Below are 24,322 nucleotides of genomic sequence, written 5' to 3' on the forward strand. Positions count from 1 at the left end.
AATGTTTGATGTAACAAAGAAATCAATGCAGTGGGGCGAAGAGACGCTCACGCTGGAAACCGGCAAGGTTGCGCGTCAGGCCGACGGCACCGTGATTGCCACGCTGGGCGAAACCAGCGTCATGGCGAACGTGACTTTTGCCAAGCAACAAAAGCCCGGTCAGGACTTTTTCCCGCTGACCGTGCACTACCAAGAGAAATACTATGCCGCCGGTAAAGTTCCGGGCGGCTTCTTCAAGCGCGAGGCGCGTCCGACCGAGAAAGAAACGCTGACCGCGCGTCTGATCGACCGTCCGATCCGCCCGCTGTTCGTTGACGGCTTCAAGAACGAAGTTCTGGTGATGTGCACCGTGCTGTCGCACGATCTGGTCAATGATCCCGACATCGTTGCGATGATCGCGGCATCCGCTGCTCTGACCATTTCCGGCGCGCCGTTCATGGGCCCGATCGCCGGTGCTCGCGTTGGTTTCGTGGATGGCGAATACGTCCTGAACCCGACCGTGGACGATATGCAGGACCTGCGCCTGAACCCAGAACAGCGTCTGGACCTGGTTGTTGCAGGTACCAAAGACGCCGTGATGATGGTTGAATCCGAAGCATACGAGCTGTCCGAAGCAGAAATGCTGGGCGCGGTGAACTTCGCGCACGCGCAGATTCAGCCGGTCATCGACCTGATCATTTCGCTGGCTGAAGATGCCGCGAAAGAGCCGTTCGAATTCGAAGCGCCCGACTATTCGGATCTCTACGCAGCCGTCAAAGCCGCTGGTGAAGAGCAGATGCGCGCCGCTTTCGCAATCACCGACAAGCAAGAGCGCACCGCTGCTGTCGCCGCTGCCCGTGAAACGATCAAGGAAGCGCTGACCGAGGAACAGTTGGAAGACGCCAACCTTGGCTCGGCGATGAAAAAGCTGGAAGCCGGCATCCTGCGCGGTGACGTCGTCAAAGGCGGCAAGCGGATCGACGGTCGCTCGACCACCGATATCCGTGGGATCGAAGCCGAAACCTCGATGCTGCCCCGAACGCACGGGTCTGCCCTGTTCACCCGCGGTGAGACACAGGCACTGGCCGTGACCACGCTGGGCACCGGTGATGATGAGCAGTTCATCGACGCACTGCATGGCAACTTCAAGTCGAACTTCCTGCTGCACTACAACTTCCCCCCCTATTCGGTTGGTGAAGTTGGCCGCGTTGGTGGCCCCGGCCGTCGCGAGATCGGCCACGGCAAGCTGGCATGGCGAGCGCTTCAGGCGGTTCTGCCTGCGGCGACCGACTTCCCTTACACGATCCGCATCGTGTCCGAGATCACCGAATCCAACGGCTCCAGCTCGATGGCGTCGGTCTGCGGCGGTTCGCTGTCGATGATGGATGCGGGCGTTCCGCTGAAAGCACCGGTTGCTGGTGTGGCCATGGGCCTGATCCTGGAAGATGACGGCAACTATGCCATCCTGTCCGACATTCTGGGTGACGAAGACCACCTGGGCGACATGGACTTCAAAGTGGCCGGTACCGAAAACGGCATCACCTCGCTGCAGATGGACATCAAGGTTGCGGGCATCACGCCCGAGATCATGGAAAAAGCCCTGGCGCAAGCCAAGGACGGCCGGATGCACATTCTGGGCGAGATGGGCAAAGCCCTGTCCGAGACCAACGAATTCTCGGTCCACGCCCCGCGCATCGAGACCATGAACATCCCGACCGACAAGATCCGTGAAGTGATCGGCTCGGGCGGTAAGGTCATCCGCGAAATCGTCGAGGTTTCGGGTGCCAAGGTCGACATCAACGATGACGGCGTCATCAAGATCGCCTCGCCGGACGGAGAGTCGATCCAGAAAGCCTATGACATGATCTATTCGATTGTGGCCGAGCCGGAAGAAGGTCAGATCTACACCGGTAAAGTGGTCAAGATCGTCGATTTCGGTGCCTTCGTGAACTTCTTTGGCAAGCGCGACGGTCTGGTGCACGTGTCCCAGATCGAAAACCGCCGCCTGAACCATCCGTCGGATGTTCTGAAAGAAGGTCAGGAAGTAAAGGTCAAGCTGCTGGGCTTTGACGATCGCGGCAAGGTTCGCCTGTCGATGAAAGTCGTCGATCAGGAAACCGGCGAAGAGATCGTACCCGAGAAGAAAGAAAAGAAAGAAGACGCCGAATAATCAGCGCCTCTTTTTGAATAGCGAAAGACCCCGGTTTTGGCCGGGGTCTTTTTTTGTCAATTCGCATCCCCCGCAAAAACATACAAATGTGTCCAACTTCACATCCAACGCGCAAAATTTGTGCAGAAAATGGCCTATGCGGTAAGGACGTGGTCCCATTTTAAGCAGTTCATCTATCGCATTTGAAAGTTCAGGTCCCTGTGAACGCGGCCATTCTTTAGTGGATAGATAATGACAGTAAGATCTCTTAAAGAGCGTATTGTTCAAACCGGTTGTTTCGAGTTGATTGGGATCGCCTTTGTTTCGCCGATATACGCATATTTCACCGGAGCATCGATGGTTCACGGGGTCGCGATGATCGCCATGCTGTCCGTCGTGATCATGGTCTGGTGTCCCATCTTCAACACTATTTTCGACCTGATCGAGCGCGCCAGAACGACCCGGCTGGCCTGCAAACGCCCGCATGCGATGCGTATGCTCCACGCCGCACTGCATGAGATTACCGCAGTCATGATAACGTGCCCTTTGCTGATGCTGGTCGGGGGACACTCGCTGGGTTCGGCACTTGCGCTCAATGTTGGACTGACCCTGACATACACAGTCTACACCTATTTTTTCCACATCATCTATGATCGCATCCGACCCGTGCAGCCATACCACTGCAAGGAAGGTCAGTCAGCGGAAAGCAGTTATGCGTATGACCTCAAGGAGCCTCCGCTTCTGTTGTGCGATGCCCTGAATACGGGACACAACTGTGGTCAACTCATGCAGTGCCGCCTTCTGCAGCCTAATACCGTATGTCCAAAAAACTACGCCCCATCTGACGCGATCAGAGTATCTGAACCTGTTTAAGCCCAGTCATCCGGAAAGCCTTGTCGTCAGCCTCGCTGGGCGGTCAGATAATCTGAGCGTCAATGCGCTACCCCGGACGGTCCGTGCTTCATAATATGCCATTGCCCGAAACTGTCGTTCAGATCCAATTTGATCGCGGCATCCGCTTTGGTCGAGGCACTTCCGATTTCCGCCAGCGTGAATTCGATCCCGCCGGGGATGTCGATCCGAACCCGGTGCTCTCCGCCCCCATGCGGCGCCTGAATCGGACGACCGGTCGAGCTTAGTACATCGCCGATGGTAACGCTGGCTGTGCGGCCTTCCATGTCCATCTCGAAGTCAATTGGCAGATACAGTGTCTCGTGAACGGTTTTGCACATCGCCCTAAAAACGAACCAATGGGTCGCCATCTCTTCGGTCTCTTCGCCGTGAAAGACCTTTTCCAGCGCCGCGCGTTGCGCATCCGAGGCGCTGGGGTCGATGATAACCTGCATCTCGCCACCGCCTTCGAAAATCGGACCGGGCCACGCGTAAATCAACGCTGCCTTCGCGCCGACAAGGTCCGTGTCACCAAAGTGCCCCTTTGAAATATTCAGTACTTCAAATCCACGGCAGTTCCCGTGGGTTGGCAATTCTTCGAACTGACAAGGGCAGGCATAGCCGCAATTGCAGTTCCCAAAAGCCTCACCTTCGACATACCAATCTGTAAATGCCATCGTCTTCTCCTGTGATGCACAGTGTGAATGCTCGATGCGTGCGGTCTTGCGCCTGTTGGTCAGCTCAATTGTCATACCCTATCACAAACGCCTCGATTCACGAACCGAAGGGCATTCCTCAGTTTGAAAGAGGCCCAGAGCAGCGCGTGCCAAACGGGGTCATCCAGACCATGTGGCAAATCAATCGTTCAAGCCCTGCGCGAAATTCTGAACCCACCAAGTCCAATGATCATAATTTGATGATGTTATTCTCTGGTTTCTCTTTCCCAGATTGCGCGCGTGTTCTATGCACTTGTGCATGCGCTCTTTCGTAATTCACATGTCCTCAAGTACGGCCCGGCGGCCCAACGCAGAAAAGCTGTGCGCTGACCTGCCAAACGCCGAATTGTTCGAGGCTGTGAACGGGCGGAATTCTGACCAGATCGCGAATGTAGAGTTGTTCCCCGGCAATTTACACCGGCCCGAATACCCGTTCAATTTGCGACCTGCCGAAATCGGCGTGTTCGAAAGCCACCGCCGAATTTGGCAAAAGCTGGTGGATGAAAAGATCGACCTGGCCATCATTACCGAGGACGACCTGCGTATTGATCCGTGCCGAATGAGCGAGGCGTTGAAGATGCTTGCCCCGATCGCGACACCTGACCATTACATCCGCATTCCGGTAAAACAGCGCGAAATCGCGGCTCAGGTGCTGGCGCGGCATAACGATATGCGACTGATCCTGCCCAAGGTGATCGGGCTGCAGTGTGTGTGTCAGTTGGTTGGACGGCGCGCGGCCGAGCGGCTGCTTGAGGCCACCAACAAAATCGACCGCCCGATTGACACGTTCCTGCAAATGCACTGGCTGACAGGCCAACCAATCCTGGCATTGCTGGGCAGCGGCAATCAGGAAGTCGCCAACGAGATTGGCGGGTCAACCATCCAGTCCCGCCCTCCGCTGGGCGACAAGATTTCCCGAGAGTTCAAGCGCGCCGCTTACCGCGCGAAGCTCTATCAGCATCCGCAGCGTCCCGCGGCGTGAGTGGCCCGTAAGAAAGGGCCTGTACGCAGAGCGATCAAGCGGGGCATTTAGCCCCGCTTTCTGTCTTAGCTGGGCGCTTTGGTCTTGCGCAGATACGGGAAGATCGTTTCAAACTCACCGAATTTTTCCTTGGCTTCTTCGTTCGAAACCGCAGGGGGAATGATCACGTCTTCGCCCGGAATCCAGTTGGCCGGGGTTGCAACACCCTTGGCGCTCATTTGCAAGCCGTCCAAGGCGCGCAGAATTTCTGCAAAGTTGCGCCCTACGGTCATCGGATAGGTCATCGACAGCTTCAGTTGCTTGTCAGGGCCAATGATAAAGACCGAACGGACCGTGGCGCTGTCAGCCGGTGTGCGGCCATCCGGCAGGTACGCTTCGGCTGGCAACATGTCGAAAGCTTTCGAAACAGCCAGCCCGTCATCGGCGATGATCGGGAAACCGGGGTTGGCATTGCCATATGCCTCGATGTCTTTTTTCCACTTCTTGTGGTCCTCGACGCCATCGACCGAGACACCCAGAACTTTGGTGTTCCGCGCGGCCCATTCGTCATTCAGTTGGGCCACTGCCGAAAATTCAGTGGTGCAGACCGGGGTGAAATCCTTGGGGTGCGAAAACAGAATGGCCCAGCTGTCACCAATCCAGTCGTGAAACTGAATGGTTCCCTGATCCGTTTCTGCAGTGAAATTCGGGACGGTGTCGTTGATGCGCAAACCCATGGGGCGTCTCCTTTCCTGCTGATGAGCCGAAATCGGCTGACGCAAATTTAATCACTTTGCTGACAAGTTAAACCAATCATTTGGGTCTGATTGACAAAACCGCGTTACCAATTCGTCCAGGCGACGGGAAATGACCCTTGCCCCTTTGCGGTCGTAATGACAGAGTGCCTGCAAAACCGACCGGACGGTCGGAAAAGATGAGTGAAAAAGGTGGAGCCATGATCGACAAACGGAACTTCTATATCAACGGCCAGTGGGTCGCCCCGGCACAGTCCAACGATTTTGAAGTCATCAACCCCTCGACCGAGGAACCCTGCGCGGTGATTTCACTTGGGGGCGCCGACGATACCAACGCCGCTGTCGCCGCCGCCAAAGCCGCCCTGCCCGGCTGGATGGCGACCCCGGTGCAAGAGCGTATAGCGCTGGTCGAAAAACTGGTTGAGATCTACCTGTCTCGCTCGGAAGATCTGGCGCAGGCGATGTCGCTGGAAATGGGCGCTCCGATTGACATGGCGCGTACACAGCAGTCTGGCGCCGGTGTCTATCACCTAAAAAACTTCATCCGCGCGGCCAAGGCGTTTCAGTTCGAACGCCCGTTGGGGGATCACGCCCCCAACGACCGCATCATCTATGAAGCGGTGGGCGTCGCCGCTCTGATCACGCCCTGGAACTGGCCGATGAACCAGATCACGCTCAAGGTGGGCGCGGCTGCGATTGCGGGTTGTACCATGGTTCTGAAACCGTCCGAGCAAAGCCCGCTGAACGCGATGATCTTTGCCGAGATGATGGACGAGGCCGGGTTCCCCGCCGGTGTGTTCAACCTTGTGAACGGCGATGGTGTGGGCGTCGGCTCGCAACTGTCGGGGCATCCGGATGTGGATATGATCAGCTTTACCGGCTCGACCCGCGCGGGCACGGCGATTTCGAAAAACGCCGCCGATACTTTGAAGAAGGTGCATCTTGAGTTGGGCGGTAAAGGCGCAAACGTGGTCTTTGCAGACGCCGATGAAAAGGCCGTCAAGCGTGGTGTGCTGCATATGATGAACAACACCGGCCAAAGCTGTAATGCCCCCAGCCGCATGCTGGTGCAGCGACCGATCTATGATCAGGCGGTTGAGACGGCCGCGCAGGTGGCCAACATGGTGTCGGTCGGGAACGCGCAAGAAGAAGGGCGGCATATTGGCCCCGTAGTGAACGAGCTTCAGTGGAACAAGATTCAGGATCTGATCCAGAAAGGCATCGACGAAGGCGCGCGTCTGGTCGCAGGCGGCACCGGTCGGCCTGATGGTCTGAACAAAGGCTATTATGTTCGTCCCACCGTTTTTGCCGATGCCAACAACCAGATGACCATCGCACGCGAGGAAATCTTTGGCCCGGTCCTGACCATGATCCCATTCGATACCGAAGAAGAAGCCGTCGAGATCGCCAATGACACGCCGTATGGCCTGACAAACTATGTCCAGACGCAGGACGGAGGCCGCGCCAATCGCATGGCGCGGGAACTACGTTCTGGAATGGTCGAGATGAACGGCCAGTCGCGCAGCGCGGGTTCCCCGTTCGGTGGCATGAAACAGTCTGGCAACGGGCGTGAAGGCGGCGTCTGGGGTCTTGAGGATTTCCTTGAGGTCAAGGCCGTCGGCGGCTGGGCCGCGGAATAACCACGCGATCACATGATCCAGTTGTGAGGCACCTTAGGGTGCCTCGCTTTTTTTTCAGGCATCTGCTTGCGCAGCTTCATAGGCAAGCATGGCGCGTTTGACCGGCAAGCCCCAGTGATAGCCCCCCAATCCGCCCGATTTCCGCAGGGCACGGTGGCACGGGATCAGCCAACTGACCGGGTTGCGGCCTACCGCCGTCCCCACGGCCCGCACCGCCTGAGGCGAGCCCACCCGCTGCGCGATCTCGGAATAGGTCGTAACCTGCCCCGAAGGGATATGCATCAGCGCCTCCCACACTTTGATCTGCAAGGGGGAGCCGATCAGATGCAGCGGAGTTTCCCCACGGTTCGCCCCAAACGATGCCTCGACCCATGGGCGCAGCTTTTCGGTATCCTCGACGTAATCCGCCTTGGGCCAACGGGATGTCATATCCTCCATCGCGGCTGCCTCGCCGGTTTCCGCGCCAAAGGCCATGCCGCAGATGCCCTTGTCAGTACCCATCACCAGCGTCGGCCCAAAGGGGCAGTCAAACCAGCCCCAATAGATCGTAAGACCCGCGCCTTTGCGGGCGTATTCGCCGGGGCTCATGGATTCCCATTTCAGGAACAGATCATGCAGACGGCCCGACCCGGACAAACCCACATTGTGCGCGGTTTCCAGCGTGGTGAACCGCTCGCGCAGCAACGCCTTCGCATGGCCCAGCGTCAGGTATTGTTGATACCGTTTCGGCGACACCCCGGTCCAGCGTGAAAACAGCCGCTGGAAATGGGCCGGGCTCATGTCCATCTGATCGGCCAGCTCCTCCAGAGACAGGGATTCGCCGCCCTGATCAATCAACTCGATCGCGCGGCGCATGACGTTGTAATGGTATCCGCTTTCCGGGGTCTGGACGTTCATGACTCTCACCTCTTGTGTTGCCAGAACCATATCGCGGCGGCAGCGCCCGGGCGACCCGAAACCTGCGCATTGGCTTTGGGCTTGTGTCACCGGCCCTTGGGCGGCATTAAGGCGCGGATGGCAAAACAACTCAATTACCACACGATCCGCGAGATCTTTACCCGTTTTCAGGACGCCGACCCCGAACCCAAGGGCGAGCTGGAGCATGTGAACGTCTATACCCTTGTGGTCGCCGTAGCGCTATCGGCGCAGGCCACCGATGCGGGCGTCAACAAGGCGACGCGTGAGCTGTTCAAGATCGCCGACACGCCGCAAAAGATGCTGGATCTGGGCGAAGAGGGTCTGATCGAGCATATCAAGACCATCGGCCTGTTCCGCCAGAAGGCCAAGAATGTCATCAAACTCAGCCGTATTCTGGTCGATGACTATGGCGGCGAAGTGCCAAATTCGCGCGCGGCGCTGCAATCGCTGCCCGGTGTCGGGCGCAAGACGGCCAATGTGGTTCTGAACATGTGGTGGCGGCAACCGGCACAGGCGGTCGACACGCATATCTTCCGTGTTGGCAACCGCACTGGTATTTGTCCCGGCAAGACCGTGGACGCGGTCGAGCGCGCCATCGAAGACAACATCCCCGCCGATTTCCAACTGCACGCGCATCACTGGCTGATCCTGCACGGGCGCTATCACTGCAAGGCGCGCAAACCCTTATGCGGAACCTGTATCATCCGCGATCTCTGCGAATTTGAGGACAAGACCCTATGAAAACCTACCAGCTCACCGGTATCGGAAATGCCGTTGTGGATGTGATCTCTCAGGCCGATGACAGCTTTCTGGAGCTGATGGGCATCGAGAAGGGCATCATGCAACTGATCGAGCAGGAACGCGGCGAGGTGCTCTATGCCTCGATGGAGGGGCGCGTTCAGACGCCGGGCGGTTCGGTTGCCAACACCATCGCAGGTGCCGGGGCGCTGGGGCTGGATGCGGCCTTTATCGGTCGGGTGCATGACGACGCGCTGGGTCGGTTTTACGCGGATGCGATGAACGAAGAAGGCGTCGATTTCGTCAACCCGCCGGTCGCGGGTGGCGAGTTGCCGACCTCGCGTTCGATGATCTTTGTCTCGCCCGATGGCGAGCGGTCGATGAACACCTATCTGGGGATTTCGTCGGAACTGTCGTCGCAGGACGTGTCCGCAGATGTGTCGGGCAACAGCCAGATCATGTTCCTTGAAGGGTATCTGTTCGACAAGGAAAAGGGCAAGGCCGCGTTTCTCGAGGCCGCGCGTACCTGTCACAAGGGCGGCGGCAAGGCCGGGATCGCCATTTCCGACCCGTTCTGCGTGGAACGTCACCGGGTCGATTTCCTGCTGCTGATCGAAAACGAACTGGACTTCGTCATCGGCAATGAGGCCGAGATCAAATCGCTGTTCGAAACCGACGATCTGGAAGAGGCGCTGGCAAAGACCGCCGCGATCTGCCCTCTGGTCGTGTGTACTCGGTCGGGCGATGGTGTAACGGTCTTGTATGATGGGCAGCGTGTGGACGTGCCGGTTGAAAAGGTCGTGCCGGTCGACGCCACCGGCGCAGGCGATCAATTCGCCGCGGGTTTCCTGTTCGGAATGGCCACCGGGCGCGATTACGAGACCTGCGCCCAGATCGGCAATGTCTGCGCACGCGAAGTGATCAGCCATATCGGTCCGCGCCCCGAGGCCAATTTGCAGGAATTGCTGCGGGCCGAAGGGCTGCTTTGAAGCAGTTAACACCTCTTTGGAGATTTAAGAATTGAAGAATATACTATTTCCTCTCATTGCCTTAACGATACCAAACTTAGCTGTTGCAAGCATGAAAGAGGGACCATGTCAGCATTGGGATCAGGCCGAACCTGACTCCTATTGCGCGTCTTTCTTACATTGGTTGCCTCAATTCGATGAGGATTTCGACATTACAAAAACCCAAGGGCGGTATTCGGCAGATTGCTCGGCACCCGGCGGCATTGAACTTTCCGGAACGGACACGGGTGAGAACTTCAAGCTTGTCCTTGATGGTGAACCTGTGGCCGATGCCGAAATGCTGTTTGCCTACTACGGTAATCGAACCCATCCGGTGACTTATCTGTTCGGAGTTATGTCCGAGGAGATGCCGCACTGGTTGACCGTCAATGGCGATCAGGGCGGGTTTTACATCCTCGAAGATACGAAGAACGGTCGCCGTCTGGGTCAGTGCGTTGAGTAGACCTAAGAACCCGTCGCCGCGTCGTTCAGCGCCCAGTCATACTTATAGGCGCTGACACGGGGCACGACTTGCAGCCTGTCTTTCAGATCGGGATCGGCGACAGTTCGGATATAGGCCAGTACAGCCTGCTCGTTCGGCCCGAAATCCTCGCGGAACCAGATGAAGATTTTCGACAGGATCAGCCCGCTATTGTCGTTGAACCGAACCCCGCGCGGGTCGTTGATATAGGCATGTTCGGCAGCGGCGAAGTCACGCTGCAGCGTTTCGGCCTGCCAAGCACGCGCCATTAGGTTAGGGCAGCCCACAGCCGCACAGTTCAGGGCATAGTGAATGCGCGGCTCATCAAAGGTGGGGCGGATAATGCGGTGCTCGATCTCGTTCAGAGTCAGGCTTTGCCCCGCGACCATGACCAGAGGCCGGTTCCACGGCCCGATCGACAGCGGCCCGTCCTTGATGTCACGGATCGAGGCGACGGGGTAGTTCTCAAGGATCACATCCACCGTCACCGCATTATACATGTTGATCCAATATGCCAGTTGCTGATCGCGGGTCAGATCGGCAGGGTCCACTGCTTGCAACGCGGTCAGATACTCGTCCAGCCGAACCTTGTCGGCCTGCGTCACCTGCCCATAGGCGACCCGGTTCACCCCCTGCGCATCGGGCGCGACATAGCGGTTCAGAAAGGCAGTCCAGTCGCTGTGATCAACACGCGCGCCGGGCGGTGGTGCGGTGCGGGTCAGAGCACTGCCCGGCAGAGGCTCGGGCGCAGGAAGCGCCAGACGTTCGACACTGGCACAGGCGGCCAGCAAGGGCAGCAACAGCAAGATCAGCAGGTGTCTCATGACGCATCCTTCCGGGCTTGACGCATAGCGCGCATCTGCCCTTTTAACCGTTTCATCGGGGCAAGGGCCGGATCGCTGAGGTCCGGCAGGTCGGGGCCGTTGGACAGGCGTGGAACGGCGGCGTTCCACCAGCTAGGGCCGGTCGGCCCGTCGATCCGGTCCGGGCTGGCCAGATGCATATCGCGCTGCGCGTTGTGGACACACATCGACAGGGGACCGTTGGCCGTGGCCACCATGAACACGCAGGAGGCACAGCGATCTTCGTCCAACTGATCCGCCGCCATGAAATTGTGAATGAACACCGCCTGCCGCCGCACCGGGCCGCGCACAAGGCCTGTGCCCAGTCGGGTGACGCACGACCCCAGTTGCCCCAGCGCACGCAAAGCCAGCAGCGGATGCCGCCGGATCATACGCCCGACCTTGGGGCGAATGCGGATATGGGCGTCCTGATTGTCGTCCACCGCCTCCAACGCTGCCATCACCCTATGCACCAACCGACGGTTGCCCAGCAGCGACACAGCCCGCCCGCCAGCGGTCACAACACTGGCGTAACGGTTGCACTTGGAATGTCCCACGGCGGCAGTATCGAAATGCAACGCTGTCTCGTAGCCTTCCTCAACCGCCTGCGCGACACTGTCCTGCGTGATCATCTCGGGGCGTTCGCGCAACACGCCGCGCCCGGTATCGGCCTGCATCTGGAACGAGACAAACGCCACCTCGGGCTGATCCCGCAAAAATCGCGCCAGCAGCGGCAGTTCGTCGAAATTCCCCTCGAACACCGTAGTATTGAACAGGATACGCAACCCCAGCCCGCGCGCATGGCGGATATAAGCGCGGCGGACAGTGTTTAATTCGACTTCGGAACGGAAACTTTTGCGTTCCTGCGTCATGTCGACGTGAAAGGCCACATCATCCAGCCCTGCCGCCGCCAGCCGGGTCAGGAAGGCTCGGCTGGCCCGGATACCATTGGTCATCAGGCAGGACCGCATCCCCAAACGGCGAATTTCTCGACACAACGCCTCAAGATCCTCGACCTTGCGCAAGGTTGGATCTCCGCCGGTCAACTGGACCGAGACACCTGCACCGTAATGGCTGTAGATCGTCTTCAGCCGCGAAAACAGGACCGAGAGCGGCGGGTCATAGGTCATCTCGGCCCGGTCCGAGAGGTAACACAGCGTGCAATCCAGATTGCACCTCTGCGTGACTTCAAGCGCGACACAGGCGATGGGATAAAACCGCCCTGCCGTCTGTCCGGCATGATATTCCCCACAGCCCTGCAACCCATCGCGCAAGGGCGCGCGGCGGTCAGAACCGATGAACTTGCGCCCGGCGGGGACGATGGCGGGGGGGCTGTGCGCGGTATCTCTCATGCGCACCAAGCTAAAGACGGGTTGTTGCCCGAACCACGCCCCCTCACGGCAAGTTGTCGCGGGGTGAGTGAAAAGCGTGCCTACCGCAGATGGGCGCGGAACGCCTCGACCACCTGTTCATAGACGGCGCGTTTGAAGGGCACGATCTCTTGCACCAACCGCGCGGGCTCCTGCCATTTCCAGCGCGTGAACTCTGGGTGATCGGTTTCGATATTGATCTGATCGTCGCGGCCTGAAAAGCGCAGCAGGAACCATTTCTGCTCTTGCCCGCGATAACGGCCCTTCCAGATTTTCGGCACGATATCATGAGGCAGGTCGTAAGGCAGCCAACCGGGGGTTTCAGCCACGACCTCGACCAGGTCAGCGGTGACCCCGGTTTCCTCCCAAAGCTCGCGCAGGGCCGCATCGCGGGGATCTTCACCCTTATCCACCCCGCCCTGTGGCATCTGCCACGCATCTTTGGGGCCGTCGTTGCGCATTCCCACGAAAATCCTGCCATCGGCATTCATCAACATCAGGCCGACACAAGGACGGTAGGGCAGTTTCGCGATTTCATCAGGGGTCATGCTTGGTCTCTTTTTCCTGTCACGGTCCGTCTGTATCAACTGCCGTTGCGACAGCATAGACCGTGACGCAAGGTTTCGCGTGACAATGTTGACGCGAACGTCAATCTAGCGCTGAAATTCCGGGAGGGAGAGTTCGCCATGACTGCGTACCCAAATATGCTGGCCCCACTTGATCTGGGCTTCACCACACTGAAAAACCGCGTTCTGATGGGCTCGATGCATACAGGGCTTGAGGAAACCGGCGACTGGAACCGCGTGGCCGAGTTCTATGCAGACCGTGCCCGTGGGGGTGTGGCCCTGATGGTGACGGGCGGGATCGGCCCGAATCTTGAAGGCTCGGTTCTGCCGGGCGCGTCGATGATGACCAACGATGACGAGGTGGCCAAACACTCCATCGTCACCCAGCGCGTGCACGAAGCGGGCGGCAAGATTGCCATGCAGATTCTGCATGCAGGCCGTTATGCCTATGGTCCCAAATGTGTAGCGCCCAGCCCGGTGAAATCTCCCATTTCTCCGTTCCCGCCCAATGAGCTGGACGAAGAAGGTATCGAGAAGCAGATCAGTGACATCGTCAACGCGGCTGTTCTGGCCCAGAAAGCGGGCTATGACGGGGTCGAGATCATGGGCTCTGAAGGGTACTTCATCAACCAGTTCCTCGTGACCCACACCAACAAGCGCGAGGATCGCTGGGGTGGCTCTTATGAAAACCGGATGCGCCTGCCGATCGAAATCGTGCGCCGCACGCGCGAAGCCGTGGGCACCGATTTCATCATCATCTACCGCTTGTCGATGATCGACCTTGTGCCCAACGGCTCGACCCATGAAGAGGTTGTGGAATTGGCGCAGCGGGTCGAAGCGGCAGGGGCGACGATCATCAATACCGGCATCGGCTGGCACGAAGCGCGAATCCCGACCATCGCCACCAGCGTGCCCCGCGCGGCCTTCGCATGGGTCACCAAGAAACTGATGGGCAAAGTGGGCATTCCGGTGATCACCTCGAACCGGATCAACACACCCGAAGTGGCCGAAGAGGTTCTGTCCACCGGTTGCGCCGACATGGTGTCCCTGGCGCGTCCGATGCTTGCGGATGCGGATTTCGTGAACAAGGCCATCGCGGGCCAGTCGGCGCAGATCGCGCCTTGTATTGCCTGCAACCAAGCCTGCCTTGACCATACATTCGGCGGCAAATTGACCTCGTGCCTCGTCAATCCGCGCGCCTGTCATGAAACAGAGCTTGTGATCGAAAACGCTGAAACTCCCAAGACCGTCGCCATCGTCGGCGCAGGTCCGGCCGGTCTGTCCACCGCGATGACTGCGGCCCAGCGCGGCCATGACGTAACCCTATTCGACCGCGCCGCCGAAGTTGGCGGGCAACTGAACATGGCCAAGCAGGTTCCGGGTAAAGAGGAATTCTGGGGCCTGGTCGACTGGTATCGCACCATGATGGCTGATCTGGGTGTGAAGGTCGAACTGAACCGCGAGGTCAGCGCCGATGACTTGACCGGTTTTGATGAAGTCGTCATCGCGACCGGCGTCAACCCGCGTGACCCGGAAATCCCCGGGCAAGACCGCGAGAATGTCATCAGCTATATCGACGTTCTGCGCAACAAGGCCGAGGTCGGCAAATCTGTCGCCGTGATTGGTGCCGGCGGCATCGGGTTCGACGTGTCCGAGTTTCTGCTGGAAGACGGTCACAGCATCACCACGGACCTGCCTGCGTGGATGAAGGAATGGGGCGTGACCGACCCGGCCGAGCACCGCTCGGGTCTGGCCCCCGAAGGACCGCAGCCTGCAGCCCCGGCCCGCGAGGTCACACTGCTGCAGCGCAAGAAACAGGCGCACGGCAAGGGTCTGGGTAAAACCACAGGCTGGATTCACCGCGCGACGCTCAAGATGAAGGACGTGAACTTTGTTGGCGGCGTCAATTACGAACGTATCGACGATGACGGCCTGCATATCAGCTTTGGCGAAGAGCGCGCGGACCCGACCGTTATCGCAGCGGATACAGTTGTTCTGTGTTCCGGTCAGGTCTCGGAACGCAGCCTTGCGGATGCGTTGATCGAACGCGGCATCACCCCGCATGTGATCGGCGGCGCGGATCTGGCCGCCGAACTGGACGCAAAACGCGCGATCAACCAAGGCACACGGTTGGCCGCCACGTTCTGACGCGACGATAATTTTTTGCACCAAGGGAAGCCGTCTCGAAAGAGGCGGCTTTTTTGATGCCACTTGACTCCTAATGTACATATGTACATATACAACATATGAATCAGAAAATAGTACGTATCCAAACTGGAATTCGAATCGAAAGACGCCTTTTGAAAGTTCTGAAGGGGCTGGCAGAGTCGCTGGACATGACCCTGAGCGATCTAATCGAAGGCATGACCTTGCATAGTTTTGAAAACAAACCGGCGTTTTCCGAGGAAACGCTAGAGAAGATCAAGCAACTCAAAAGTGTCTACGACCTCGACTGGACATCCGAAGACAGTCATCGCTTTAAGGAGGACGGAGAATGAGCGTCGATATCACTTGCGCGTTTGAAGCACACGCCATCGACAACACAACATTCGGACATGCCGAGCACGTGCAGGTCGCATACGATCTGCTGCGCAAGTATGATTTCATCGATGCCGCGGCGATCTACGCCAAAGGAATCCGATCGCTTGCAGCCAAGGCGGGTGACCCTGACAAGTTCAATCTGACGATCACCTATGCATTCATGAGTCTGATCGCAGAGCGTCTTGCCATTGGGCAATCAGATGACTTTGCAGCGTTCACACAGGAAAACCCCGATTTGATGACTAAGGCGGTCCTCAACAATTGGTATACGAAAGAACGACTGAATTCGGCGCTGGCGCGCGGGGTCTTCCTGCTACCTGTTGCCGCTTAAATAGGTCGACCGAACGCACACGCCTCCTACTCGACCGTGATCGTAATCACTTCTGACACAATCGGCGTGGCGTGCGGCACATGCCCGGCGTCGCCAAGTACCAGTTGCAGCGTATGTTCGCCCGAGGCCAAATTCAGTGTCACTTCGGTTTGCCCACCACCGAAATGGATGTGGTTGTCATCGGCAGGCAGGCCATAGGCCAGCTCATCCGCGCCGTCCTCCCCCTCGCCCAGCGGCGGGCGGTCGATCAGAAGGTGGTGGTGGCCCGTGTTCTCTTTTTCTGTTCCCGCTGGGGCGACGCCCATTCCGCTCAGGCCGAAAACGATCGTCACCGGTGATTTTACGGTATCTCCATCCGACAAATTCACGAAATAGACCTCGGCATCGGAGTTCGAAGGCGTCTCTCCTCCGGCCAAAGCAAGCGATGCGGAAAGGGTCAGGGCAGCGATGGTAAAAAGAGCTCTCATTGTCTCCTCCATGGTCACAAATTTGCCATGCTCATCTTAACATATGCAGGCAAAATCCCCTAAAACCCTACGTGTATTGAGTTTGTGGCGGATTCAGAAACCATCGTTTCCGCGTTTCCTATACGCAAACGATCCGAATTAAATCCCTGATATTATCCCATGTCTGCCCAGTTTCCGCCCAGATTGACCGCAAAAATCGGTCAACGAACCAATACCTGGGGAACGAGAATGGACAGACTGACCGAAATGGAAGCCTTTGCCAACGTGGTGGACCAGGGTGGCTTCACCGATGCGGCCAAAAAGATGGGCATCTCCAAGTCGGCCGTGTCAAAGCACGTATCGAGCCTGGAGGCCCGCCTGGGCGCCCGCCTGTTAAACCGCACGACTCGTCGTGTTTCACCGACAGAAATCGGCCTCGCCTATTATGACCGGGCACGGCGCGTGCTGAATGATGCGGGCGAAGCCGACGCCTTGGTGACCTCGATGCAATCGGCCCCGTCCGGGCTGCTTAGAATCAGCGTCGCAACAGATTTCGGCGTGAATCACTTGTCACCGGTTTTGTCAGGATTCCTGGCGGCTTATCCGGATATCACGGTGAATATGGTTCTCAACAACCGGTATGTGGAGTTGATTTCGGAAGGCTTTGACGTGGCCGTGCGAATCGGAGAGCTGGAAGACAGCACCTTGCGCGCCCGCAAGCTGACGGAAACCGTAAAGCGCATGGTCGCCGCCCCAAGCTATATCGAGAAATACGGACGCCCGCAAAAGATCGACGATCTGAACGAACACAAGCTGTTGCACTATTCCAGCCAGTCGTCGGGCAATGTGTGGAAACTGACTGCGCCTTCGGGCGAAAAACGTCAGGTCCGCACCGCAGGGTGGTTGAGCGTCAATGACGGTCAGTCGCTGCTGAACGCGGCGATCTCGGGCCTTGGGATCGCACATCTGCCCAGCTATCTGTATGCGGACGCGCTGAAAAGCGGCAAGGTTCTGGATGCGATGCCGTCGCTGCCTGACGAGTTGCAGGGCGTCTATGCGGTGTACCCGCCGGGCCGTTTCACGCAGCCCAAAGTGCGGGCATTCATTGATTTTCTGGTCGAGTCCTTCAACGACAAGGGCCCGATGGATTGGTAATTTCTCCCCGGTGAAGACTGTATGACCCGCGCATCCTGTGCGGGTCTTTTTTTATTCAAACGGCACCGTCAAACCCATATCGCGGGCTACTTTGCGCAGAGATTGCGTCAGAATATTTCGACCTTGCAGGTCGTCTTCCCCACGGCGCGCCAACAACGCGATATCGCGGTTGGCATTAGGAATGGCCAAGGGGCGCAGCCGAACCTCATCGCGGTAGATTCCCTGCCGCCGCGCGTACAAATCGGGCAAAACCGCAACGCCAACCCCCGACGCCGCCATCAGAACGATCGAATCCAGCGTTGTCCCTTCATACTCATCCGACACGACCCCACCGCATTCGGCGGCCAGCGCGTATACGATTCGGGATAGGCGATGGCTTTGATCCAGCGTCAGAATCAGACGGTCGCGCAGGTCTTCGGCGGTGACGCCGTGTAAATCCCGCGCCAGCATGTCGTCGACGGCCACGCCAATCCACAAAGTTTCATTGAAAAGGCGCTGCTGCATCGTGTTGGGGTGATCTTCGGGGGTTGAGATAATCAGGTCAAAGCGCCCGGCTTTCAGACCCTGCTCCAGATCGCGCGTGTTTTCTTCACGCACCACAATACGCAACCCCGGGCGCTCCTGATGGATTTTCTTGATGGCCTGCGGCAACAGATATGGACCAATTGACGGCAACACACCCAACCTCAAACGTCCGCCCACCGGCGCGTCGCTGGTCATGGCGTGGCGCAGGTCCTGAACTTCGGCCAATATCTTCTGGGCGCGTGAAATGAACGCCTCGCCTTTGGCCGTTGCGTGAACACCACCCCGATTGCGTTCGAAAATACGCAGGCCAAGCTCTTGTTCTACCGCCGATATCTGCGCCGAAAGGCTGGGCTGGCTGACATTCAGAACGTCGGCCGCAAGCCCGAACCGACCAAGGCGACTGACGGTGACTATGTATTCTAGCTGACGCAAGGTTGGGCGCATTTCATAGCCTTAAACTATGTTAAATTTAGAAAGATAATATTGGGATAATACAATTCGACAAGGCACCTAGCCCAAAAACCGGGACAGGAGCCGCAAATGCCAACCGTAATCGACACGCTGTCCAGCAATTTGCTGGTGCCAACGATCCTTTTCTTCGCACTTGGGCTGCTGGCCGCCTTTGTGCGCAGTGATCTGTCGATCCCTGCGGGAGCGGCCAAGTTCATGTCGCTGTATCTGTTGCTGGCCATCGGCTTCAAAGGCGGCAGCAATCTGGCCGAACATGGAATCCATCTGGACCTGTTTCTAACCCTGCTGGGTGGTGTGGCGCTGTCCTTTGCCATTCCGTTCGTGGCCTTTGGTTTGCTGCGGGTGATGACCCGGCTGGACCCGCTGAACGCGGCTGCGGTCGCCGGGCATTATGGGTCGATTTCGATCGTCACTTTCGTGACTGCCACAAGCCTGCTGGACCTTGTCGGCCTCAGCCATGACGGGTTCATGGTCGCCGTCGCTGCGGCGATGGAGGTACCCGCCATCCTGTCCGCGTTGTGGCTTGCCCACAGATCAAACGGCAACGGCATCAAGGATGAAGGGCTATGGCGCGATCTTCTGGCAAACGGGTCCATTGTTCTGCTGACCGGCGCTTTCCTCATCGGAGCCATCACGGGCGGTGAAGGTATGCAAATGATCGCGCCGTTCATCGTGACGCCCTTTACCGGAATCCTTTGCCTGTTTCTTTTGGACATGGGCCTTTCAGCCGGGCGGAGCCTGCTAAGTAACCGCGATAAACTGTCGGTGGGGCTGTTTGGCTTTGGTGTGCTAATGCCCCTGATCGGAGCGATGATGGCCTGGGCCGTCGGTGCAGTCATCGGCCTGCCCGAAGGCAGCCTGTTCCTGCTGATGGTACTGTCTGCGTCGGCCTCGTACATCGCGGTGCCAGCGGCAATGAAGATTGCGCTGCCCAAGGCCGAGTCCGGGATTTACCTGACCCTGTCCCTGGGCGTTTCGTTCCCGTTCAACATCACGGTTGGTTTGCCGCTTTACCTGTGGTGGGTGATGTGACGGATCAGTTGACCAGCAAAATCGCTTCGACCCGGCGGTTCAGATCCCTGCCCTCGGGCGTGGCGTTCGAGGTTAACGGGGCAAGATACCCGATCCCGCGCGCCTCAAGCCGGTCTGCCACGACACCGTATTTTTCAATCAAACGGACGCGAACCGCCTGAGCGCGGCCCGTGCTGACCGAGATATTTGCCTCGAGCGTGCCGGTGTCATCCGTGTTGCCCACAAGCGCCATCCGCACGCTTGGGTTTTCTTTCAGATATGCAGCGATCAGGGCAAGCGACGCAAAAGGACCGTCGCCCAACGTGATCTCGCCGGTGCGAAAATGCAGATCGTCCAGAATGACATGGCCATTCTCTTCGAGATCAGCCAGCAACCCCTGCGACTGGTCCACCGTCTCTTCGATGACAAGCGGCGGAGGGGCTTCGGCATCCGCAGGTGTCACCCGGATCAACTGCACATACCCATCTGGTGGGTTGCGGCTGACCAGCAGGCTCAGCGCCTCGTCCCCGCGCGTGGCAGACAGAAAGCGATAGTCCTGAATGGCGACATACATGTCGGGCGTTGGCACGACCTCGGTTCCAAAGCGGAAATCGAAACCGCCGCAGGTGCGCGCCTCACACTCAAACAGAACGTCGAAGCCTTGCGCCTGAATCTGATCCCGCAGCGGTTCCAGCAGTTGCAGCGTCGTGCTGGACCCCGCCTGCAAGCGCCACGTCAAACGCTCGACCCGGCCCTCGACCGTTCGGGCAGGCACAGAGCCATCGGCAAAAGCCCCGGTTGGCATGTCATAGCTGTCCAAGGCACTGGTCCTGTCGCTAACCAGACGCGAACCAGAAGACATCGTCAGGTCTTGCGCGCCAGCCGGCCCGACCCACAGGGCCAATATGAGGGTTAGGTTTCGGATCATCGGGCCTGCGCGTGATATTCATCATTGGGGGCCATCGCCGTGGCGCTGGCAACCCGGTTGGACATGTTGAAAAAGCCGGTCACATTGGCGATGTCCCAGATATCGCGGTCCGAAAAACCTGCGTCGCGCAGGCGCTGACGGTCAGGTTCTTCGATCTCGGTACTGGCAGTTGTCATCTTTACCGCAAAGTCCAGCATCGCGCGTTGACGCGTATCCAAAGGGGCGACACGGTAGTTCATCACCAACATCTCACCCAGTTGGGGATTGCCCGATAATTGCCGGACCGCCGCGCCATGGGCCACAAGACAGTAAAAGCACTTGTTGATGGCCGAGACCACAACCGCGATCATTTCACGTTCCAGCTTGGACAGCCCACTGTCGCCCAGCATCAGGTCGTTATACATCCCCGTAAAGCCGTTCAGCTTGTCGATATCGAACGCATAGGCCTTTAACACATTTGGCACAAAACCCAGCTTTTCGACGCAGATATCAAAGTACTTTTGGGTCGCAGGCGGCAGCGGGTCGGCCATCGGCAGGTTCAGGGCTGTGGGCAGGGTTTGATCGGTCACGTCGGGCTCTCTCCTTGGGTAAGCTGACGGTAATGGTATTCGCCGACGATCTCCATCCCGAGCGCATGATAGAGACCATTGGCCCCATCATTGGCCTTGGTGCAGATCACGCTAAGCGTTTCAGCGCCTTGCTCCTGCGCCCAGAACGCCGCAGCGCGCATCGCCCACCGACCCAAGCCGTGACGACGGTGCGACGGCAAAACCTCTAACGCGTGCACCATGGCCGTCGCGTCATGCACCGCGACGAAAGCAGTACCCGCAGGCTGATCCGCCCGACGCAGCAATAGTCCGGTCTTCGGCCCCGGTGCGCGATCCATCACGGCCAGACGGTCGGGGCCGATGCCCCCTTTGGCCCAGATTTCGTTCATGATTGCCAACGGATCCCAGATGGCAAAGGCCGTGACGCGAGGGATCGGGATATCCGTCAGATGCTGAACCGGGCAGGAATAGATGTTGACCGGGTCCAATACATCATACCCGCGATCCGCAAGCTGCTGGTCCAGTTCTTCATCCCCCGGCCAAACGCAGAACAGGGGCCTTTGTCCCATGGACTGCATCGCAGCTTCGGCATCTTCAATGTCGGCTATTGTCGCTGGGGCAAGTGCGTTTGCAGCCGATACGCGAGAGCCCCCGCCCAGCCCCCGCCGCAACCGAAACGGGCCTTGCACCCTGTACTGTGCGGCAGGCCAAGTGCCATCGACCACGTCGCCCCAGTGCCGCGTCAAAGGTTTAACTCTTTCGCCAGTCGGATTGTGGCCGCGTCAACGCGCGCACCGTCGGTCCCGCGGATGACTATATTGGATCCGAACACGCCGTTGACCTGAAACGGATAGCTGCCAATGGAAAGGTCCGGGAAGTCGTCGGCCAAAACGGACAACGTACCGGCGATATCCCCTTCCCCGCGATCCACCCGCAGGGTTTGTGACAATAGCGGGCTGCCTCGGGTCAACCCATGCAGAACGCTGGCGACCATTGCCTGAAAGACCGTCGGAACCCCGGCCATTACATGCACGTTCTCGATGGTGAAGCCCGGCGCAGTCGAAACCGGGTTGTCGATCAGTGTGGCGCCGTCAGGAATGCGCGCCATGCGCAACCGCGCCGCATTCAACTCCAGCCCGGAATTCTCGTAATGCGCCTCAAGCAGGGCACGCGCATCGTCACGAACGTCGATCGGCGCACCGAAAGCGCGGGCAATGCAGTCGGCGGTGATGTCGTCATGGGTCGGGCCGATCCCGCCGCTGGTAAAGACGTGGTCGTGGGCGTCAGACAGCGCCTTGACTGCCGCCTCGATCGCGGCGGCCTCGTCGCTGACGACACGCACCTCTTTCAGGTCGATGCCCAGCTTGGTCAATTCACCGGCAAGGTAATGCATATTGGCGTCGCGCGTGCGGCCCGAGAGGATCTCATCCCCGATCACCAGCATTGCGGCGGTTGGATTGGCCATGGCGCGTGCCCCCCTCTTGATCGACCCATTGGGCAGGTATAGGCCCTAGGCCATGCGATTTGAAACCCCTCTTGTTCCCGCCCGCCTGATCCGCCGCTACAAACGCTTTCTGGCCGATTGCAGGTTGGAGGATGGGCGCGAGGTGACCGCCCATTGCGCCAATCCGGGGTCAATGATGGGGCTGGCGGAACCAGAGCAGAAAATCTGGCTGGAACCCAATGACGACCCGAAGAAAAAGCTGAAATACGGCTGGCGGCTGGTCGATCATGAAAACGGCCATTTCACCGGGGTCGATACGTCCGTTCCGAACAAAGCCCTGCGCGCAGCTTTAGAGGCGCGCGACATCCCCGAACTCACCCCTTATGAAGCCGTCCGCCCCGAGGTGAAATACGGCGAAAACAGCCGCATCGACTTTCTGCTGACCCAACCCGGCCTGCCGGATGCCTATGTCGAGGTCAAAAGCGTGACCCTGTCGCGCCAACCGGGTTTGGCCGAGTTCCCCGACAGCGTCACTGCACGCGGCACCAAACATCTGGGCGAACTGTCGGCAATGGCGGCGCAGGGTCATCGGGCGATCATGCTGTATCTTGTACAGCGCACGGATTGCGACCGGTTTGCATTGGCCGCCGATATCGACCCGACTTATGCCGCGGCGTTTGAAACTGCTCAGGCGCAGGGGGTGGAGCGTCTGGTCTACGCGACTCGCATCTCAGCCGACGGCGTTTGGGTGCAGCCCACACGTCTGGCGTAAGTCGCAGCCAAGCGCATTTTTGGGGGTCGGACTCTTTTCGGATGCCACGCGAAGAATTGGCCGCCACTCGCCTTAAAAGTGCCACACTGCACCAGCACACACAACTTGAAGGGTGGGCCTGAGACGACGGTTTCCAGCCTTCCAGTTCCGAGGCAATATCAGAGACATCAATGAAAAAGACATTTTCAGTACTTATCGCGGCGCTCACCCTGACCGCCTGTTCCGTGGACCCTCAGGCGGCGGCAACCCGTCGTGCCACGCTGGTTCAAGGTGTTTTCCCGAACCCCGCTGACCAACAAGGTCTGGATCTGGCATTTCCGCTGGAATCAGGCGGCGTCTACAAGACGATCGAAATCGGGTTCTTCCCTGACGAAGTGACCGAGCCCGAAGTCCGACGCCGCGTTGCAGCGTTCTGCGCGGGTCAGGCCAGCCCAAATCTGACCGGGCAAGCTGCGATCAAAAAAGACCTTGGTGTCAGCAACAGAACGCAAGCCGACGGGTCAGTTCGTCCCGTGCATTTCATTTTCTACACCTGCGTCTGAGACAAACAACAATCTGACAAGCCTCCCCGAACATAAGGTCGGGGGGCTTGCACAAGCTGGTTCAGTTCAAGAACCGGAAACTGCCCAGAAAAGCGCCCGATGTCGGGCTTTCTCCCCGAAATTGACCCTCTTCGTTCTGCCCGATCACGGCGCAAAGCTCTTGCCCTTGCCGGAAGTTCGCCCATCGGCTGCAGATTTTGTCGCCGTCCAGCCACCATGTTCCAGTGTCACGCCCAAGACGGGGGACCGTGGCCTCAAACGTCCTGTCGCTTCGCAGAGTGGCGGTGCCAGAGATGTGGAACCGCTCGAACGCAATCTTGCGGCTGGTGTTCAGTTCCGAGGCCAACTCCTGCCCGGTCAAAACTCTATGATCCTCGCGGCAGCCGGTTAGAAAAACGGCCAATGCCACAACAAGCCAACTGTTCACTGTCAGGATCTTCATACTGCCACGCCGAAATGGTAATAGTGCTGGCGCAGCATAACAGAGGCGGACAGTGAGCTGTGCTTGAAATTTCCGTGCTCAACGCCATTTGAACAGTTGAAAAAACCCGCGACCCATCACCCTCTGGTACTTTCTGCACAAGCAGCGTAAAAG

The 24,322-nt window shown here is 58.5% G+C and carries 27 protein-coding genes; 14 read left to right on the forward strand and 13 right to left on the reverse strand.

Annotated features, from left to right (window positions below):
- Position 1 precedes the first annotated feature (1 nt).
- Both pnp and ACR0MS_RS06815 read left to right on the forward strand, forming a co-directional pair.
- The gene (gene pnp / locus ACR0MS_RS06810) at positions 2 to 2,149 is read left to right on the forward strand and encodes a polyribonucleotide nucleotidyltransferase (RefSeq protein ID WP_480571817.1); all 2,148 of its coding nucleotides are present in this window, start codon (positions 2 to 4) and stop codon (positions 2,147 to 2,149) included.
- Between the two features lie 231 nt (positions 2,150 to 2,380).
- Positions 2,381 to 3,001 (forward strand): PACE efflux transporter, encoded by a 621-nt coding sequence (locus ACR0MS_RS06815; RefSeq protein ID WP_480571814.1) that lies wholly within the window; start codon positions 2,381 to 2,383, stop codon positions 2,999 to 3,001.
- 59 nt (positions 3,002 to 3,060) lie between these two features.
- On the opposite strand, the gene ACR0MS_RS06820 is transcribed toward ACR0MS_RS06815, so the two are convergent.
- Positions 3,061 to 3,696, reverse strand: coding sequence for a DUF1326 domain-containing protein (locus ACR0MS_RS06820; protein ID WP_480571811.1), 636 nt, complete (start codon positions 3,694 to 3,696; stop codon positions 3,061 to 3,063).
- Positions 3,697 to 3,994: 298 nt separating this feature from the next.
- Between ACR0MS_RS06820 and ACR0MS_RS06825 the strand changes: the two genes are divergently transcribed.
- Positions 3,995 to 4,717 (forward strand): glycosyltransferase family 25 protein, encoded by a 723-nt coding sequence (locus ACR0MS_RS06825; protein ID WP_480591231.1) that lies wholly within the window; start codon positions 3,995 to 3,997, stop codon positions 4,715 to 4,717.
- A gap of 65 nt (positions 4,718 to 4,782) precedes the next feature.
- Here the strand turns inward: ACR0MS_RS06825 and ACR0MS_RS06830 are convergent, their stop codons facing one another.
- Complete coding sequence (locus tag ACR0MS_RS06830) at positions 4,783 to 5,433, reverse strand: peroxiredoxin (RefSeq protein ID WP_171122940.1); 651 nt, start codon at positions 5,431 to 5,433, stop codon at positions 4,783 to 4,785.
- Between the two features lie 218 nt (positions 5,434 to 5,651).
- Between ACR0MS_RS06830 and ACR0MS_RS06835 the strand changes: the two genes are divergently transcribed.
- On the forward strand, positions 5,652 to 7,091 hold the full coding sequence (locus ACR0MS_RS06835) for an aldehyde dehydrogenase family protein (RefSeq protein WP_480571805.1): 1,440 nt from the start codon (positions 5,652 to 5,654) through the stop codon (positions 7,089 to 7,091).
- Positions 7,092 to 7,145: 54 nt separating this feature from the next.
- On the opposite strand, the gene ACR0MS_RS06840 is transcribed toward ACR0MS_RS06835, so the two are convergent.
- Positions 7,146 to 7,988, reverse strand: coding sequence for a bifunctional helix-turn-helix domain-containing protein/methylated-DNA--[protein]-cysteine S-methyltransferase (locus tag ACR0MS_RS06840; RefSeq protein ID WP_180885176.1), 843 nt, complete (start codon positions 7,986 to 7,988; stop codon positions 7,146 to 7,148).
- 117 nt (positions 7,989 to 8,105) lie between these two features.
- Here ACR0MS_RS06840 and nth point away from each other — a divergent pair, with 117 nt between their 5' ends.
- The 3 genes from nth (at position 8,106) to ACR0MS_RS06855 (ending at position 10,217) form a co-directional block, all read left to right on the forward strand.
- Positions 8,106 to 8,750: an endonuclease III gene (gene nth, locus ACR0MS_RS06845; protein WP_480571802.1), complete on the forward strand. Its 645-nt coding sequence runs from the start codon at positions 8,106 to 8,108 to the stop codon at positions 8,748 to 8,750.
- On the forward strand, positions 8,747 to 9,736 hold the full coding sequence (locus ACR0MS_RS06850; RefSeq protein WP_480571799.1) for an adenosine kinase: 990 nt from the start codon (positions 8,747 to 8,749) through the stop codon (positions 9,734 to 9,736). Before nth ends, ACR0MS_RS06850 begins: the two co-directional genes overlap by 4 nt.
- A gap of 91 nt (positions 9,737 to 9,827) precedes the next feature.
- Positions 9,828 to 10,217, forward strand: a complete 390-nt coding sequence (locus ACR0MS_RS06855; protein WP_480571796.1) for a hypothetical protein — start codon at positions 9,828 to 9,830, stop codon at positions 10,215 to 10,217.
- Positions 10,218 to 10,219: 2 nt separating this feature from the next.
- Here ACR0MS_RS06855 and ACR0MS_RS06860 read toward each other — a convergent pair whose 3' ends face one another.
- The 3 genes from ACR0MS_RS06860 to ACR0MS_RS06870 form a co-directional block, all read right to left on the reverse strand.
- Positions 10,220 to 11,059 (reverse strand): DUF547 domain-containing protein, encoded by an 840-nt coding sequence (locus ACR0MS_RS06860; RefSeq protein WP_480571792.1) that lies wholly within the window; start codon positions 11,057 to 11,059, stop codon positions 10,220 to 10,222.
- Complete coding sequence (locus ACR0MS_RS06865) at positions 11,056 to 12,429, reverse strand: radical SAM protein (RefSeq protein ID WP_480571789.1); 1,374 nt, start codon at positions 12,427 to 12,429, stop codon at positions 11,056 to 11,058. The genes ACR0MS_RS06860 and ACR0MS_RS06865 overlap by 4 nt, the downstream gene beginning before the upstream one ends.
- Positions 12,430 to 12,509: 80 nt before the next feature.
- On the reverse strand, positions 12,510 to 12,995 hold the full coding sequence (locus ACR0MS_RS06870; RefSeq protein ID WP_480571786.1) for an RNA pyrophosphohydrolase: 486 nt from the start codon (positions 12,993 to 12,995) through the stop codon (positions 12,510 to 12,512).
- A 138-nt stretch (positions 12,996 to 13,133) separates the two neighbouring features.
- Here ACR0MS_RS06870 and ACR0MS_RS06875 point away from each other — a divergent pair, with 138 nt between their 5' ends.
- From ACR0MS_RS06875 to ACR0MS_RS06885, 3 genes are all read left to right on the forward strand, one after another.
- Positions 13,134 to 15,161: an FAD-dependent oxidoreductase gene (locus ACR0MS_RS06875; RefSeq protein ID WP_480571783.1), complete on the forward strand. Its 2,028-nt coding sequence runs from the start codon at positions 13,134 to 13,136 to the stop codon at positions 15,159 to 15,161.
- 152 nt (positions 15,162 to 15,313) lie between these two features.
- Positions 15,314 to 15,511 carry a hypothetical protein gene (locus tag ACR0MS_RS06880; RefSeq protein ID WP_480571780.1) on the forward strand — a complete coding sequence of 66 codons (198 nt, stop codon included), beginning with the start codon at positions 15,314 to 15,316 and terminating at the stop codon, positions 15,509 to 15,511.
- The gene (locus ACR0MS_RS06885; RefSeq protein ID WP_480571777.1) at positions 15,508 to 15,885 is read left to right on the forward strand and encodes a hypothetical protein; all 378 of its coding nucleotides are present in this window, start codon (positions 15,508 to 15,510) and stop codon (positions 15,883 to 15,885) included. The genes ACR0MS_RS06880 and ACR0MS_RS06885 overlap by 4 nt, the downstream gene beginning before the upstream one ends.
- Before the next feature lie 26 nt (positions 15,886 to 15,911).
- Here ACR0MS_RS06885 and ACR0MS_RS06890 read toward each other — a convergent pair whose 3' ends face one another.
- Positions 15,912 to 16,352, reverse strand: coding sequence for a DUF4399 domain-containing protein (locus ACR0MS_RS06890; protein ID WP_480571775.1), 441 nt, complete (start codon positions 16,350 to 16,352; stop codon positions 15,912 to 15,914).
- 228 nt (positions 16,353 to 16,580) lie between these two features.
- Between ACR0MS_RS06890 and ACR0MS_RS06895 the strand changes: the two genes are divergently transcribed.
- Positions 16,581 to 17,486 (forward strand): LysR family transcriptional regulator, encoded by a 906-nt coding sequence (locus tag ACR0MS_RS06895; RefSeq protein ID WP_480571771.1) that lies wholly within the window; start codon positions 16,581 to 16,583, stop codon positions 17,484 to 17,486.
- A 51-nt stretch (positions 17,487 to 17,537) separates the two neighbouring features.
- Here ACR0MS_RS06895 and ACR0MS_RS06900 read toward each other — a convergent pair whose 3' ends face one another.
- On the reverse strand, positions 17,538 to 18,455 hold the full coding sequence (locus ACR0MS_RS06900) for a hydrogen peroxide-inducible genes activator (protein WP_480571768.1): 918 nt from the start codon (positions 18,453 to 18,455) through the stop codon (positions 17,538 to 17,540).
- Positions 18,456 to 18,551: 96 nt separating this feature from the next.
- On the opposite strand from ACR0MS_RS06900, the gene ACR0MS_RS06905 reads away from it, so the two are divergent.
- Entirely contained in the window at positions 18,552 to 19,514 is a 963-nt protein-coding gene (locus ACR0MS_RS06905) for a sodium-dependent bicarbonate transport family permease (RefSeq protein WP_480571765.1), read from the forward strand.
- Between the two features lie 4 nt (positions 19,515 to 19,518).
- Here the strand turns inward: ACR0MS_RS06905 and ACR0MS_RS06910 are convergent, their stop codons facing one another.
- From ACR0MS_RS06910 to ACR0MS_RS06925, 4 genes are read right to left on the reverse strand one after another with little or no spacing between them, the layout of a single operon-like run.
- A complete protein-coding gene (locus ACR0MS_RS06910) occupies positions 19,519 to 20,421 on the reverse strand; it encodes an OmpA family protein (protein WP_480571762.1) in 903 nt (300 codons plus the stop codon).
- A complete protein-coding gene (locus ACR0MS_RS06915) occupies positions 20,418 to 20,990 on the reverse strand; it encodes a peroxidase-related enzyme (protein ID WP_480571759.1) in 573 nt (190 codons plus the stop codon). Before ACR0MS_RS06915 ends, ACR0MS_RS06910 begins: the two co-directional genes overlap by 4 nt.
- A complete protein-coding gene (locus ACR0MS_RS06920; RefSeq protein WP_480571756.1) occupies positions 20,987 to 21,715 on the reverse strand; it encodes a GNAT family N-acetyltransferase in 729 nt (242 codons plus the stop codon). The genes ACR0MS_RS06915 and ACR0MS_RS06920 overlap by 4 nt, the downstream gene beginning before the upstream one ends.
- Positions 21,712 to 22,434, reverse strand: coding sequence for a competence/damage-inducible protein A (locus tag ACR0MS_RS06925; protein WP_480571753.1), 723 nt, complete (start codon positions 22,432 to 22,434; stop codon positions 21,712 to 21,714). The genes ACR0MS_RS06920 and ACR0MS_RS06925 overlap by 4 nt, the downstream gene beginning before the upstream one ends.
- Positions 22,435 to 22,486: 52 nt before the next feature.
- On the opposite strand from ACR0MS_RS06925, the gene sfsA reads away from it, so the two are divergent.
- Together sfsA and ACR0MS_RS06935 are read left to right on the forward strand one after the other, a co-directional pair.
- Complete coding sequence (gene sfsA, locus ACR0MS_RS06930) at positions 22,487 to 23,185, forward strand: DNA/RNA nuclease SfsA (protein WP_480571750.1); 699 nt, start codon at positions 22,487 to 22,489, stop codon at positions 23,183 to 23,185.
- A gap of 170 nt (positions 23,186 to 23,355) precedes the next feature.
- The gene (locus ACR0MS_RS06935; RefSeq protein ID WP_480571747.1) at positions 23,356 to 23,727 is read left to right on the forward strand and encodes a hypothetical protein; all 372 of its coding nucleotides are present in this window, start codon (positions 23,356 to 23,358) and stop codon (positions 23,725 to 23,727) included.
- A 61-nt stretch (positions 23,728 to 23,788) separates the two neighbouring features.
- Here the strand turns inward: ACR0MS_RS06935 and ACR0MS_RS06940 are convergent, their stop codons facing one another.
- Positions 23,789 to 24,169 carry a hypothetical protein gene (locus ACR0MS_RS06940; RefSeq protein ID WP_480571744.1) on the reverse strand — a complete coding sequence of 127 codons (381 nt, stop codon included), beginning with the start codon at positions 24,167 to 24,169 and terminating at the stop codon, positions 23,789 to 23,791.
- Between the last annotated feature and the right edge of the window lie 153 nt (positions 24,170 to 24,322).

The organism is Ruegeria sp. CJ2 (assembly GCF_056536745.1).